This window comes from Kineosporia corallincola, assembly GCF_018499875.1.
Lineage (GTDB): Bacteria > Actinomycetota > Actinomycetes > Actinomycetales > Kineosporiaceae > Kineosporia > Kineosporia corallincola.
On record NZ_JAHBAY010000009.1, the window covers coordinates 283,927 to 297,490 of the forward strand.

Sequence of the window (13,564 nt, forward strand, 5' to 3'; positions counted from 1 at the left end):
TCTCCCGCTAGGACGTGGTGGGCCGGACGAGATCGGCGGAGAAGGTGTAGCTGCCGGACCTGAGGCGAAGGCCGTTCGCCAGGGGGGTGACGCCGGGCCGCAGCGCGGCCGCCTCGCCGTCCTCCGTGAGGTTCCGGGCGCCGTCGGGGAACTGGAGGACGGCGTCCGGGCCAGGTGGGACCACCACCGTGACCACCAGCGTCCCGTTGTTCAGTGACCAGCCGCAGGTGACGCTCCCGCGCGCCGTCTCCTGCGTCGCCCGGGCCCAGGTCAGCCGGCCGCCGGGGGTGGGGCGCAGCAGCAGCTCGGAGTACGCCACCGAGCCCGGGGTCTGGTCGATGCCCGCGACCCGGCCGAACAGCCAGTCGCCGACGCTGCCCAGGCTGTAGTGGTTGAACGAGTTCATCGACGCCGACTGGAATCCGGCGTGCCGGGTCCAGCCGTCCCAGCGTTCCCAGATCGTGGTGGCGCCGTGCCGGATCGAGTAGCCCCACGACGGGTACTCGTCCTGGTGCAGCAGGGCGTAGGCGACGTCGGCGTGGCCGTGCGCGGTGAGCACCGGGCAGAGCAGGCCGACCCCGGCGAAGCCGGTGGTCAGCCGGTTGCCCCGGCCCTTCAGGTCGGCCACCAGGTGCCCTACCGTGGCCTCGGTGAGGTGTTCCGGCACCAGCCCGAAGGCCAGGGCCAGCAGATGACCGGTCTGGGTGCCGCCGGCGACGCTGCCGTCCGGGCGCACGAAGTGGTGGGCGAAGGCCGCGCGGATTCCCCGGTGCAGTTCCTCGTGGGCCGCGGCGGCCTCGTCGTCGCCCAGCACCCGGGCCGCCCCGGCCACGATCCGGGCGCTGTGCGCGAAGTAGGCCGTGGCCAGCACCTCCCGCGGGGTGTGGGCGTCGATCTCCAGCCAGTCGCCGTAGGAGTTGCCGGTGCGGTGGCGCCAGATGAGGTCGGGGTTGTGCCGGTGGACGAAGCCGACCCATGCTTTCATGTGCGGGAAAGCCGTTGCCAGTGAGCGCTTGTCGGCGTAGGTGCGCCACAGGTGCCAGGGGATGACGACGGCGCCGTCGCCCCAGGCCGGCGCGGCCTGCCGGTACATCGAGACCACCGGGGCGACGTCGCGGAACGCCCCTTCCGCGTCCTGGGTGCCGAGCACGTCGAGCATCCAGCGGGCGAAGAACGCCGAGACGTCCGCGTTCCGGCTGGCGGTGGGGGCGAAGATCTGCGCGTCGGCGAGCCAGCCGAGGCGCTCGTCGCGTTGCGGGCAGTCGGTGGGCACGGACACCCAGTTGCCCCGCTGCCCCCACACGATGTTCGAGTACAGCTGGTTCACCGTGGCGTCGGAGCAGTGGAACTCCCCGGCCTGCGGGGTGTCGCTGTGCAGCACCCGGGCCTCCACGTCGAAACGGTGCTCCAGGCCGGCGATCTCGGCGTAACGGAAGCCGTGGAAGGTGAACAGCGGCTCGAACACCTCGGTCGCTGCGCCGGAGGTGATGAACGTGTCGGTCGCCTCGGCCCGGCGCAGATTGGCGACGTACAGCGCGCCGTCGCTGAGGATCTCGGCATGCCGCACCACGATGCGGGTGCCGGGCGCCGCGCCGTGCACGGTGAGGCGGACCCGGCCGACGAGGTTCTGCCCGAAGTCCACGATGCTCGGCGGGGTGGTGGAGGGCGTGGGTCCGGCGCGGGTGATCGAGACCGGCCGGACGGTGTGGGTCACCCGCACCGGTTCGTCGGGTTCCGCGACCACCGGGCCGGGATCGGTGCCGAGCACCGCCACCGGCCGGAAGCCGCTGCGCCGCCCGCCCCACCCGCCCGGGGTCCCCACGTCGCCGGAGGAGGATGCCGCTCCGGAACCCGTGGCGTCCACGAAACCCGGCTCGTCCCAGCCCCGAACCCGGGCGCGGGCGTCCACGTACTCACCCATGAGCAGGTCCGAGAACCGGATCTCGCCCGGCCCCTCGGTCCACGAGCCGTCGGTGGTGACGGCCTGCCGGGTGCCGTCGGCGAACCAGACCACCAGCCGGGCCAGCAGGGCGGGCGCGTCGCCGTAGTGGCAGGCGGGCCGGCGCGGGTCGAACCCGACGTACCCCGACCACCAGCCGTCCGCGACCACGGCTGCCAGCACGTTCTCGCCCACCCGCAGGGCGTCCGTCACGTCGTGGGTCTGGTACTGCACACGGTGCCGGTAGTCCGTCCAGCCCGGCGCGAGTTCGCCGTCCCCCAGGGGTTCTCCGTTCAGCCTCGGCTGATACACCCCGTGCGCCGTGGCATAGAGCCGGGCCCGCACCGGCTCCCGGCCGAGCGTGAACGAGCGCCGCAGATACAGCGGCGGGGGCAGGTTGTGCGTGGCCACGGTGCGGTCGTGATCGGTCGGCGGGTCCATCGGCGGCTGGTTCACCGCGTCCCGCCCGATCCACGCCGCCTGCCACGCGTCCACCCGCAGCAGCCCGGTCTCGAACCAGGACTGCGCGCCGGCGACCCGGTCGCCGTTCTCGTCCCAGACCTCCACCCGCCAGAAGTAGCGGGTGCACGGCGCGAGTTCCGGCCCCGGCCAGTCGATCAGCAGGGTCTCGCCGGAATCCACCCGGCCGGTGTCGAGCAGCAGCCGGCCGGCGTCGTCCAGGTCGCCGGCCCGCAGAGCCGCCGTCAGGCGGTAGGCGGTCTGCGCGGCCCCTCGTCGTCCACCCCTGAGTTTCCAGGACAGGCGCGGGTTCTCGGCGTCCAGGCCGAGCGGTTCCACTCGCTGCTCGGCCGTCAGGCCGTAGGGGGTCAGGTGCGTCGTCATCCCTTGAGTCCTCCGGCGAAGCCGTTGATGATGCTGCGCTGCAACGCGAAATAGACCACCAGGATCGGAATCACGCTGATCAGCAGGGCGGCGAAGATGAGATTCCACTCGGACACGTACTGCCCGACGAAACCGGCCACGGCCACCGGCATCGTCTGCTGCCCGCTGCCCGACAGGTACAGCAGCGGGGTGAAGAAGTCGTTCCAGACGAACACCGTGTTGAGCACCAGCGCCGTCACCGTGATCGGGCGCAGCATCGGGAACACCACGTGCCGGAACGCCTGCCAGTGCCCGCACCCGTCGATCAGCGCTGCGTCCTCGAAATCCCTGGGCAGGCCCCGGATGAACCCGACGTAGAGGAACGTGGTGAACGGCACCTGGAGGCCGGAGTAGAACAGGATCAGGGCCCAGGCCTGCCCGAGCAGCCCGAGATCCCGCATGGTCTGGTACAGCGGCAGGGAGGCCAGCTGGAACGGCAGGATCAGTCCCAGCATGAACAGCGCGAACGTGCCCCGCGACCAGTGCGTGCGCACCCGGGCCAGTGGATACCCGGCCAGCGCCGAAACCCCCAGCACGATCAGCACACTCGCGCTCGTCACCAGCACGCTGTTGCCGAGCGCTCCGCCCAGGGCGCCGTCGCGCCAGGCGCCGGTGAAGTTGGTGAGGGTCGGGTGCGTGGTGAGCCCGATCGGGGACGACGTGTCGGCCGGGGCCCGCACGGCCAGGTTCACCAGCACGTACACCGGCAGGGCGACCACCAGGGCGACCGCGACCATCACCAGTTCCAGCACGAGAGTCGCCGGCCGGTAACGGTTCACGAGATGTCCGCCTCACGTCGCGAGAGGAACGCGTACTGCCCGGCCGAGGCGAGCGCCACGATCAGCGTCAGCACCACCGCGAGCGCGATGCTGTAGCCGAACTCGCCGAGTGTGAAGGCGTCCTTGTAGATCAGCGTGGACAGGGTGTCGGTGGCGTGCCCGGGCCCACCACCGGTGAGGGCCCAGACCTGGTCGAAGAGCTTGATCCCGCCGATGATCGACAGCATCAGGTTGATCGTGACCGCCGGGGCCAGCAGGGGCCGGGTGACGTACCAGAAACGGCGCACCGCACCGGCCCCGTCGACGGCCGCGGCCTCGGTGACCTCGCGGGGGATGGACTGGAGCCCGGCCACGAAGATCACCATCGAGTAGCCGGCGTACTGCCAGACGATCACCGTCACCACCGACCACAGGGCCAGAGTCGGGTCGCCCAGCCAGTCCTGTTCCAGCGCACCGAGTCCCACGGCCCCCAGCAGGGCGTTCACCGCGCCGTCCGGGCCGAGCAGGTTGCGCCACAGGTAGGCGGTGACGATCGGGGTGATCATGGCGGGCGCGAAAAGCAGCACGCGCAGCAGGTTCCGGGTCTTGATCGCCGAGCTGACGCCGAGGGCCAGCAGCAGGCCCAGGCCGTTCTGGAGCACGGTGATCGCGACCGCGATCAGCACGGTGTGGCCGATCGCGGCGCGGGCGTCCGGGTCGCCGAGCAGGTCGGTGAAGTTGCCCGTGCCGACCCAGGAGAAGCCGGGCGACAGGCCGTCCCAGTCGGTGAACGCGTAGTAGACGCCGCGGGCGCTGGGGATCAGCACGACGAACGCGAACAGCAGCAGGGCGGGTGCCGCGAACCACCAGGGCGGTGCGGGGGAGCCGCGCCGGGGCCGGCGGGTGCCGGGGGGCGGGGCGGTGCCGGGAGCACAGGGACGGCCGGGGGAGGTGATCGTCATCGGGGCCCTTTCCTCTCTGAAAGGGGACTCAATGGGTAACGTTCTCCACGAAGCTGCGCCGACCGTAAGCGCGGGCCGGGACGCGCGGCAAGCACCCGGCGGTGAGCGGTTCACGTCGGTCCGTACACGATCGGCAGAGGATCCGGCTTTTCGGGATCACCCGGCACGGCGCCTGATCCATTGCCCCCGTGCCGTAGACGTGTTAAACGTTGCCCACTCGATGAGGAGGGCCATGGAACCCGGATCCGGTCCGCGGCGGGTGACGATCGTCGATGTCGCGGCGCACGCGCGGGTGTCGACCACCGCCGTGTCCAAGGTGATGCGCAACGCCTACGGGGTCAGCCCGGCCATGCGGGAGCGGGTGACCGCGGCGATCGCGGAGCTCGGCTACCGGCCCCGGGCGGCGGCGCGGGGCATGCGCGGGCGCACCTACACGATCGGGGTGCTGCTGCCGGACATCCGCAACCCGTTCTTCCCCGACATCGTCGACGGCATCACCGGGCACCTGCACGACAGCGAGTACCAGGTGATGATCGGCACCGGCGGGCGGGGCCCGGGCGACGGTGCCGGTGACGCCGAGTCCGAGCTGCGGGTGGTGGACGCCATGGTGGACCGGGGCATGGACGGCATGGTGCTCGTGGCGCCCGCCGCCGGCCAGAAGCGGCTGGACGAGGTGGCGGGCGGGGTGCCGGTGGTGGTGATCGGGCGGCACATGCGGTCCGCGCGTCACGACACGGTGGTGGACGACGACGCCCGCGGCGCCGCTCTCGTCGTCGATCACCTGACCGGTCTGGGGCACCGCCGGATCGCGCACATCGACCAGCGTGAGCCGGACCGGGGCCGGGCCGAGACGATGCCCAACGCGGTGCGCACCCGGGGCTACCGCGACGCCATGCGGGCGCACGGGCTGGAGGCCGAGATCGACGTGGTGTCGACCGGTTACACCGAGGACGGCGGGTACCGTGGGGCAAAGTGGTTGCTCGAACGAACGATTCGGCCGACGGCGATCTTCGCCGGGGCCGACATCGTGGCGATGGGTGTGCTGACCGCGGTGGCCGAGGCCGGGCTGCGCGTGCCGCACGACATCTCCGTGGCAGGCTACGACAACACGAGTTTCGCGGCACTCGGCCCGATCGGGCTGACCAGCGTGGACCAGGCGGGCCGGCAGATCGGGGCGGACGCCGCCCGCCTGCTGGTGCAGCGGATGGCCGACACCGGGCGGGCGTCCACCTTCATCACCACCTCGCCGAACCTGGTGGTGCGCCGCACCACCGCCACCCCGCCTGCCTAGATTCGTCGGACGACCACGAAAGTTCCCGTCCGGACGGGTGACATACATCGCGGGCCGGAAGCTCCCGGAAAGCGCGCTCTGTGGGCGGGCATACGGAATGCTGTGGCGCCTGTGCCCACCCGGCCACCGCACGCGCTCTGGCGCCGGCGGGGCGATGGGGGCACGGTTGGCCTCGGGGGAGCGCACACTCGGAACACACAGTGAGGGAGTTCGATGGCAGGCGGTCTGGCGGCACTACTCGACGACATCGCCGTCCTGGCGAAGTCCGCCGCGGCGTCGGTGGACGACGTCGCGGCGGCGGCCGGGCGGGCCAGCACCAAGGCGGCCGGTGTGGTCATCGACGACACCGCGGTCACCCCGCGCTACGTGCACGGTTTCACCCCCGACCGGGAACTCCCGATCGTCTGGAAGATCGCGCTCGGATCGCTGCGCAACAAGATCCTGTTCATCCTGCCGGCCGCCCTGCTGCTGAGCCAGTTCCTCGACTGGATGCTCACGCCCATCCTGATGTGTGGCGGTGTGTACCTGGCCTTCGAGGGCGCCGAGAAGGTCTACGAGGCGTTCGGCGGGCACCACGAGCAGAAGAAGGACAAGACCGCCTCGGCCCTCGGCCCGGACGCCGAGAAGGCGATGGTGAAGGGCGCGATCACCACCGACTTCATCCTGTCCGCCGAGATCATGGTGATCTCGCTGAACGAGGTCACCGACGAGCCGTTCGTCTCCCGGGCGATCATCCTGGCCTTCGTCGCGCTGGTGGTCACCGCCGTCGTCTACGGCCTGGTGGCGCTGATCGTGAAGGTCGACGACGTCGGCCTGAAGCTGATCGAGACGCACGAGGGCGGCGCGGCGGCGTCGTTCGGCCGGTTCCTGGTGGCGGCCATGCCCCGGGTGCTGTCGGTGCTGTCCACGGTCGGCATCGCCGCCATGCTCTGGGTCGGCGGTCACATCCTGCTGGTCGGCGTGGACGAGCTGGGCTGGCACGGCCCCTACGAGCTGGTGCACCACCTCGAGGAGTCGGTGCACGACGCCGGCGGCGTCGGCGGTGTGCTGGCCTGGTGCGTCAACACCCTCTGCTCGGCCGTCATCGGCCTGCTGGTCGGCGCGGTGGTCGTGCTGATCATGCACCTCGTCCCGAAGAGGCCGAAGAAGCCGGAGAATCCGGAGAATCCGGAGGAGCCGCGGCAGGGCGACGCCGCAGCCGGCCACTGAGCGGCAGCAGCGCCACCACCACGAACGCCGCCAGCAGCACGCCGGAGATCGGCCGGGTGACGAAGCCCGCCGGGTCGCCGTCGAACAGCAGCAGCGAGCGGCGCAGGGAGTCCTCCAGCAGCGTCCCCAGCACGAAAGCCAGCACCAGCGGCCCGGGATCGAGACCGAGCTTCTTCATCAGGTAGCCCAGCGCCCCGAACGCCACCACCAGGGCGATGTCGAACACGCTGTTGTTCACCGTGTAGGCGCCGATCAGCGTGATCAGCACGGTGATCGGCGCCAGCACGGCCGGGCGCACCCGCAGGATCCGCACGAACACCCCGACCAGCGGGATGCTCATCACCAGCAGCAGCACGTTGCCCAGATACATCGAGTTGACGACGCCCCAGAACAGCTCGGGGTTCTCGTCCACCAGCCGGGGCCCCGGGCTGACTCCCTGGACGAGCAGCGCCCCGAAGATCACCGCCATCGTCGCGTTGGCCGGAATGCCCAGCGTCAGCAGGGGAATGAACGATGACGTGGCGGCGGCGTTGTTCGCCGTCTCGGGTGCGGCCACCCCCTCGACCGCGCCCCGGCCGAACCGCTCGGGCTGCGGCGACCGGCGTTTCTCCACCGCGTACGCGGCCAGCGACGCCATCACCGCGCCACCGCCGGGCAGCACGCCGAGCGCGAACCCGAGCACCGAGCCGCGCCCGATCGCACCGGACGAGCGCCGCAGGTCGGCGCGGGAGGGCCAGATGTCGTGCACCGCGACCGGGGCGTGCCCGGCGTGCTGCCGCCGCTCCAGGGAGTGCAGGATCTCGCCGAGGCCGAACAGGCCCATCGCGATCGGCACGAAGTCCAGCCCGTCGGCCAGGTCGAGGCTGCCGAGGGTGAAGCGCTCGCCGCCGGTGAACGCGTCCCGCCCGACCACCGCCAGCAGCAGCCCCAGGCAGGCGGCGACCAGGGCCTTCACCCGGCCGCCGCCGGAGATGGTGGAGACCAGCAGGATGCCGAGCAGGGCCAGCGCGGTGTACTCCGGCGGCCCGAAGTCCAGGGCGAAACCGGCCACCAGCGGCGCCAGCACCGACAGCGCGATCACGGAAACCGTTCCGCCGACGAAGGATCCGATGGCGGCGATGCCCAGCGCGGTGCCCGCCCGGCCCTGCCGGGCCAGGGCGTGGCCGTCGAAGACGGTGACCACGGACGACGCCTCACCCGGCAGGCGCAGCAGCACGGACGTGATCGTGCCGCCGTACTGAGCGCCGTAGAAGATGCCGGCCAGCATGATCACGGCGCCGACCGGGTCGATCTCGAAGGTGATCGGCAGCAGGATGGCGATGGTCGCCGCCGGGCCCAGGCCCGGCAGCACCCCGACCAGCATGCCGATGGTCACGCCGATGAGGCAGTAGAGAAGGTTCGCCGGTTCCAGCACCACGCCGAAACCGTCGATCACGGGTCCGAGATCCACGAGCGGCTCTCCTGAGGGGGATTCAGAGAAGATGAGGGATCGGTACCGCGAGCGCGGCCACGAAGACCAGGTACAGCGCCGCCACCGCGGCCGGGGCCACGAGCAGGGTGGAACGCCAGCTCTCCCGCCCGAGAACCCGCAGCCAGAAAACCATCAGCGCGAACGACGGCACCTCGAAGCCGATCGTGCCGATCACCGAGACGAACCCGGCCGTCGTCGCCAGCCCGGCGGCCACCGGCCAGGACGCGCGGGTGAACGCCTCGGCGCCGTCCGGCCGCCGGAACCGCACCGCCAGGACGGCGCCCAGCGCGCACAGCGCGAGACCGACCAGCAGCGGCCAGGTTCCGGAGTCCGGCCGGGCCGGGGTGCCGGCGCCCAGCGCGAGCGACCCGATCACGGTGGCGACCCCGAGCGCGGTCACGCCCACCGCCAGCGCCAGGCCGGTGAGCGGCCCGGCGGGCGGTGCGCCCGGTGCGTCGTCCATCATTCCTGTGACGTCACCGGTGGAGCCGGGGGAACTCACTGGCCGCCGCCGAGCTGGATGTCGTAGCGCTCGGTCACCGCCCGGTAGGTGTCCAGGTTCTGCGTCCACTGCCCGCGCAGCGTCTCGCCGTCCACCTGGTTCGGCGTGAGCTGGTTGTCCTGGTTGAACCTCCGGTACGGTTCGGCCTCGAAGGCCCGGGCGAAAGACGCCGCCAGCGAGTCGATCACGTCCTGCGGGGTGCCCCGGGGGGCGAACACCGCGCGGGACTGCTGCACCGGCACGTCGTACCCGGCCTCGATCGCGGTCGGGGTGCCGGGCAGGTAGCTGACGCGCTCCCCGGCGAACGTCACGATCGGGGTCAGCTCACCCGCCTCGATCTGCTCGACCGCCTCACCGAGCTGGATCGACCCGACGTCCACCTGCCCGCCCAGCACCGCGGTCAGGGTGGGCGATCCGCCGTCGAAAGGCACTGCGGTGGCGTCGATCCCGGCCTGGGCGAAGAGCAGCTCCTGGGACAGCTGGCTGCCGGTGCCGACCCCGGTGGTGCCGAACTTCACCGCCCGGCCCAGCTTCTCCAGGTCGCCGACGGTGGCCAGCCCGGAGTCCGCGGCCGACACCAGCACGTAGTCGTCCTGACTGATGCCGGTGACGATCTCGTAGTCGGCCAGGTCGGGTGCCTCGCCCTGGGCCACCGCCAGCGGCGTGATGTAGGCCAGCGACCCGTTGAACACCATCAGGGTGTGCCCGTCGGCCTTCTTCCCGGCCAGCTCCTGCGCGGCCAGGGCGCCGTTGGCGCCGGGCTTGTTCTCCACCGGGACCGCCACGCCCAGGTCGCCGGACACCTGCTCGGCCAGCGCCCGCGCGATCAGGTCGGTGCTGCCGCCCGGGTCCTGCCCGACGTAGAGCGTGACCGGGTCGCCGCCCGGGAAACCGGACCCGTCGTCGCCGGAGCCGCCGCCGAGGTTCCCGCCGCAGGCGGCCAGGAGCAGGCTCAGCCAGGCCGCCGTGCCGGCGGCCAGCCAGGGACGGGCTTTTCGGTGGGTGCTGGTCATGTCGTTCTCTCCCTTGAGAAGCCATGCCGAACCTGCGCAAAGGGGATCTAGGGAGCGTAGGAACCTGCGGTCATGCGTGTCCAACTCCGTTAGGGCATGAGCCGATACCTTCGGGGCATCAAAGAACTTCGGTCAGCGGACGACGAAGAGCGACACCCGCGACAGCCGGGCCGCCACCGGCGTGGTGGCCGAGCTCAGCGCCGGCGACGACACCGTCGTGCTGTCGGAACCCTGCCCGAGCTTGCCGTGGTAGTTGTGGCCCCAGCACCACAGACCGCCGTCCGAGCGGGTGGCGCAGGTGCTGTTGCCGCCCGCGAGCACCGAGGTCCAGGTGCGCCCGGTGCCCGCGGCCGCGGCCGTCACCGGGGCGGGCGAGTCGGCACTGCTGGAGGGAAGGCCGAACTGCCGGTCGCCGCCGCTGCCCCAGCACCACAGCACCCCGCCGGTGTCCAGGGCGCAGGTGTGCGTGTGGCCCACCGCGTAACCCGCCGCGAGGCCCGTCGCCGTACCCGTCGTGCGGCCCGCCCACGACCCGGTGACCAGGGTGGGGGAGGGCCGGGTGCCCCCGGAGGTGCCGGTGCCGATCTGTCCCGCGGAGTTGTTCCCCCAGCAGTACAGAGCGTGCGAAACCCGCATCCCGCAGGCGTGTTCGTTGCTGCCGACCTGCACGTCGTCCCAGTCGGTGCCGCCGCCGGAGACCTGGGTGGGCCGGTTCAGGTAGGTGCCCGCCGTGCCGTTGCCCAGCACCCCCTGCGACTGCGCGCCCCAGCACCACAGCGTGCCGTCGGACCGGATGCCGCAGGTCGCGTTCAGCCCGGCGTCGAGCGACAGCCAGCGATCGCCGCTCACCCCGGTCACCACCACCCGGGTGGGCACGGAGACGGAACTGTTGCTGCCGGTGCCGAGCACCGACCCGGCCAGGTTGCGGCCCCAGCACCAGGCCACGCCGTCGGTGTCCAGGGCGCAGGTGTGGTCGGAGCCGACGGTGACCTGGGCCCAGGCGCCGGCCACCGGCTGCGGGGTGCCGTGGCTGACGGTGTCACCGGTGCCGAGCTGGCCGCTGGTGTTGCGGCCCCAGCAGAACAGGGCGGAGCCCTGGAGCGCGCAGGTGTGGTCGGTCTCGCCGTCCGGTGCCGACCACCCGGCCGTCTGCGCGGAGTTGATGTCGCGCAACGTGTTCCGGTACCAGACCGCGCCGTTGCCGGGCTGCCCGTACTCGGCCGAGCCCCAGCAGAACGCCTGGCCGGCGGAGGTCAGGGCACAGCCGTGGGCCCGGGCCACCGAGACCGTGTCCCAGCCGGTCCCGGTGCCGCGCAGCACCGGTCCCCAGGCGGTCCGGTAGGACGTGGTGCCGTCACCGGCCTGGAACTGCGGGCTGCCGCCCCGGCACGACAGCGCGCCGCCGTCGACGCCGCAGAACGTGGTCACCCCGTCCCCGCCGGCGTCGATCGACGTCCATCCGGTGGAGGTCCCGTCCTGCGCCGGGCCGGTCGTGGCGGTTCCGCCGTCCCCCAATTGGCCCCAGCACCACAGCTGCCCGGCCGGACGCGACGGGTCACCGGCGTCGGCGGTGATGCCACAGGTGGACCGGCTGCCGGAGGCGAGCGACGCCCAGACCCGCACCCCCGTGGACCCGGCCGCGCCGACGGCCGTGGGCACGGTCAGGCGGGTGGACGTGGTGCCGGTCCCGGTCTGGCCGTAACCGTTGGCGCCCCAGCAGAACGCCTGGCCCGGCGTCACCGCCACGCCCTGCACGCTGCCGCCCGCCGCGACCGCGCAGGTGTGGGTCGGGCCGGCGGCCACCGACGACCAGGTGGCGCCGCTCTCCACCGGCACCGGCACGGTGCGGTTGGTGGTGGTGCCGTCGCCGGTCTCGCCGTCCGCGGCCCGGCCCCAGCACCACAGGCCGCCCGCCGGGTCGAGGGCGCAGAACCGGTTGCCGTCACCGCTGAGCGAGCGCCAGGTCTCCGGCACCGTGCCGCCGTGCGTGATCCGGTTCGGCCGGGTCTTCTGGAGGGTGGTGCCGGCCGCCAGCTGTCCCATCCCGCCGTAGCCCCAGCACCACACCGAGCCGTCGGTGGGTGAGCTCTGGAGGGCACAGGTCACCTCCTCCCCGCCGGTCACCGACCGCCAGGTGGTGCCGGCCGCGTCCACCGGTTGCGGGGTGGCCTCCAGCGTGGACAGCGCGCCCCGGCCGAGCTGCCCTCCGCCGTTGCGGCCCCAGCACCACAGCGTGCCGTCGGTGGCGATCCCGCAGGAGTGGTAGAGGCCGGTGCCCAGGGCCGAGAAGGTCTGCCCGCCGGCCACGGCGGTGATCCCGCGCACCGCGACGGTGTCGCCGGTGCCGCTCTCCCCGGCCGAGCCGGAGGTGTTGTCGCCGGACCAGTACAGGGCCGGGCCGGTGCTCCAGGTGCTCGCGCTGAACCCGCTCCCGGTGCCGGTGGTCGCGGTGAACGCGGCCCCGGCGGGACGCACCGTGGCGACGGCGGCGAGCAGCAGCAGGCACAGCACCCAGACGGTGGCCCACCGTCGCGCCGCGGCCGCGGACCCTGGCATGCACGCCCTCCTCACGCGAACCGTCGGCAGCGCGGGCGCGGAGCTGAGGCTTCCGGGCCCCAATGGTGGACGACGGAAACCCCCGGGCCCGCGGCGCCGTTCCGGTTCCGGTGCGGTGCTGCGGGTGCCGTGCTGCGGGTGCGCTGCTCAGCGCTGCACGATGGTGGCCTCGAAGGCGTAACGGCCCGGACGGTAGCCGTGGGAGCCCAGCTCCACCGGGCGGCCGGCGTTGTCGAGCAGGGTGCGCCGCATGGTCAGCAGCGGCGCGCCGCGGGACTCACCCAGCAGGGTGGCCTCGGCCGCAGTGGCCCGGCGTGCCCCGATGCGCTGGTGGGCCACCGCCGGCGTCACCCCGGCCCGGCGCAGCGACGCGTACAGCCCCTCGGCCTCCAGGTCGAACGTGGACAGGTCGGCCACCCCGGCCGGCACGTGGTTGCGCATCACCGCCAGCGGCTCGCCGTCGACGTGCCGCAGCCGCTCCAGCGCCCACACCGGTGCGCCCGGCTCCAGCCGGAGCTCAGCCGCCACGTCGGGATCGGCCGGCACCTGCCGCAGGCCGAGCACCCGGGTGCCGGGGCGCCGGCCGCTGCGGGTCAGGTCGTCGTGCAGGCTGGTGAGTTCCAGCGAGCGCCGCACCTGGCCGTGCACCACCTGGGTGCCGACACCGCGGCGGCGCACCAGCAGGCCCTGATCGACCAGCACCTGGATCGCCTGCCGCACCGTCGGGCGGCTCAGGCCCAGCTCGCGGGCCAGCGAGACCTCGTTGTCGAGACGGTCACCGGGCGCCAGATCGCCTGCCAGCACGGCCTGTTCGATCTGCCGGGAGAGCTGCGACCACAGCGGCACCGGGCTGGCCCGGTCGAGACGGATCGCCGGTACGCCGGTCGTTCGCCCGGTCATGCGCATGGCATCCATCATGCCACTTTGTCCTGACAAACCTTGACAGTGCCGCAGGCCCGGCCGAGGATCGGAATCGGTCCG

General features: G+C 72.5%; 10 protein-coding genes. 2 read left to right on the forward strand and 8 right to left on the reverse strand.

Features of this window, described 5'->3' with window-relative positions:
* Window positions 1-7: 7 nt before the first annotated feature.
* From KIH74_RS22230 to KIH74_RS22240, 3 genes are read right to left on the reverse strand one after another with little or no spacing between them, the layout of a single operon-like run.
* Window positions 8-2,782, reverse strand: a complete 2,775-nt coding sequence (locus KIH74_RS22230) for an alpha-L-rhamnosidase (protein ID WP_214158038.1) — start codon at window positions 2,780-2,782, stop codon at window positions 8-10.
* Window positions 2,779-3,600, reverse strand: a complete 822-nt coding sequence (locus KIH74_RS37920) for a carbohydrate ABC transporter permease (RefSeq protein ID WP_214158039.1) — start codon at window positions 3,598-3,600, stop codon at window positions 2,779-2,781. Before KIH74_RS37920 ends, KIH74_RS22230 begins: the two co-directional genes overlap by 4 nt.
* Window positions 3,597-4,541, reverse strand: coding sequence for a carbohydrate ABC transporter permease (locus KIH74_RS22240; RefSeq protein WP_214158040.1), 945 nt, complete (start codon window positions 4,539-4,541; stop codon window positions 3,597-3,599). The genes KIH74_RS37920 and KIH74_RS22240 overlap by 4 nt, the downstream gene beginning before the upstream one ends.
* Before the next feature lie 232 nt (window positions 4,542-4,773).
* Between KIH74_RS22240 and KIH74_RS22245 the strand changes: the two genes are divergently transcribed.
* Both KIH74_RS22245 and KIH74_RS22250 read left to right on the forward strand, forming a co-directional pair.
* Window positions 4,774-5,832 (forward strand): LacI family DNA-binding transcriptional regulator, encoded by a 1,059-nt coding sequence (locus KIH74_RS22245; protein ID WP_214158041.1) that lies wholly within the window; start codon window positions 4,774-4,776, stop codon window positions 5,830-5,832.
* Window positions 5,833-6,045: 213 nt separating this feature from the next.
* Window positions 6,046-7,041, forward strand: a complete 996-nt coding sequence (locus tag KIH74_RS22250) for a DUF808 domain-containing protein (protein ID WP_214158042.1) — start codon at window positions 6,046-6,048, stop codon at window positions 7,039-7,041.
* Here KIH74_RS22250 and KIH74_RS22255 read toward each other — a convergent pair.
* The 5 genes from KIH74_RS22255 to KIH74_RS22275 all read right to left on the reverse strand — a co-directional run bounded on the left by KIH74_RS22255 (window position 6,950) and on the right by KIH74_RS22275 (window position 13,483).
* Window positions 6,950-8,491 carry a tripartite tricarboxylate transporter permease gene (locus tag KIH74_RS22255; RefSeq protein ID WP_214158043.1) on the reverse strand — a complete coding sequence of 514 codons (1,542 nt, stop codon included), beginning with the start codon at window positions 8,489-8,491 and terminating at the stop codon, window positions 6,950-6,952. The two genes, KIH74_RS22250 and KIH74_RS22255, sit on opposite strands and share 92 nt — an antisense overlap.
* A gap of 22 nt (window positions 8,492-8,513) precedes the next feature.
* Entirely contained in the window at window positions 8,514-8,975 is a 462-nt protein-coding gene (locus KIH74_RS22260) for a tripartite tricarboxylate transporter TctB family protein (protein WP_214158044.1), read from the reverse strand.
* Window positions 8,976-9,010: 35 nt separating this feature from the next.
* Window positions 9,011-10,027 (reverse strand): tripartite tricarboxylate transporter substrate binding protein, encoded by a 1,017-nt coding sequence (locus KIH74_RS22265; RefSeq protein WP_214158045.1) that lies wholly within the window; start codon window positions 10,025-10,027, stop codon window positions 9,011-9,013.
* Window positions 10,028-10,159: 132 nt separating this feature from the next.
* On the reverse strand, window positions 10,160-12,583 hold the full coding sequence (locus KIH74_RS37925) for an RCC1 domain-containing protein (RefSeq protein ID WP_214158046.1): 2,424 nt from the start codon (window positions 12,581-12,583) through the stop codon (window positions 10,160-10,162).
* A gap of 147 nt (window positions 12,584-12,730) precedes the next feature.
* On the reverse strand, window positions 12,731-13,483 hold the full coding sequence (locus KIH74_RS22275; RefSeq protein WP_214158047.1) for a GntR family transcriptional regulator: 753 nt from the start codon (window positions 13,481-13,483) through the stop codon (window positions 12,731-12,733).
* Window positions 13,484-13,564: the final 81 nt, after the last annotated feature.

Coding starts and splice junctions, on each gene's coding strand:
- KIH74_RS22230 (WP_214158038.1), bottom strand. CDS start 2,782: ATGACGACGCACCTGACCCCCTACGGCCTGACGGCCGAGCAGCGAGTG.
- KIH74_RS22260 (WP_214158044.1), bottom strand. CDS start 8,975: ATGGACGACGCACCGGGCGCACCGCCCGCCGGGCCGCTCACCGGCCTG.
- KIH74_RS37925 (WP_214158046.1), bottom strand. CDS start 12,583: ATGCCAGGGTCCGCGGCCGCGGCGCGACGGTGGGCCACCGTCTGGGTG.
- KIH74_RS22245 (WP_214158041.1), top strand. CDS start 4,774: ATGGAACCCGGATCCGGTCCGCGGCGGGTGACGATCGTCGATGTCGCG.
- KIH74_RS22265 (WP_214158045.1), bottom strand. CDS start 10,027: ATGACCAGCACCCACCGAAAAGCCCGTCCCTGGCTGGCCGCCGGCACG.
- KIH74_RS22275 (WP_214158047.1), bottom strand. CDS start 13,483: ATGACCGGGCGAACGACCGGCGTACCGGCGATCCGTCTCGACCGGGCC.
- KIH74_RS22250 (WP_214158042.1), top strand. CDS start 6,046: ATGGCAGGCGGTCTGGCGGCACTACTCGACGACATCGCCGTCCTGGCG.
- KIH74_RS22240 (WP_214158040.1), bottom strand. CDS start 4,541: ATGACGATCACCTCCCCCGGCCGTCCCTGTGCTCCCGGCACCGCCCCG.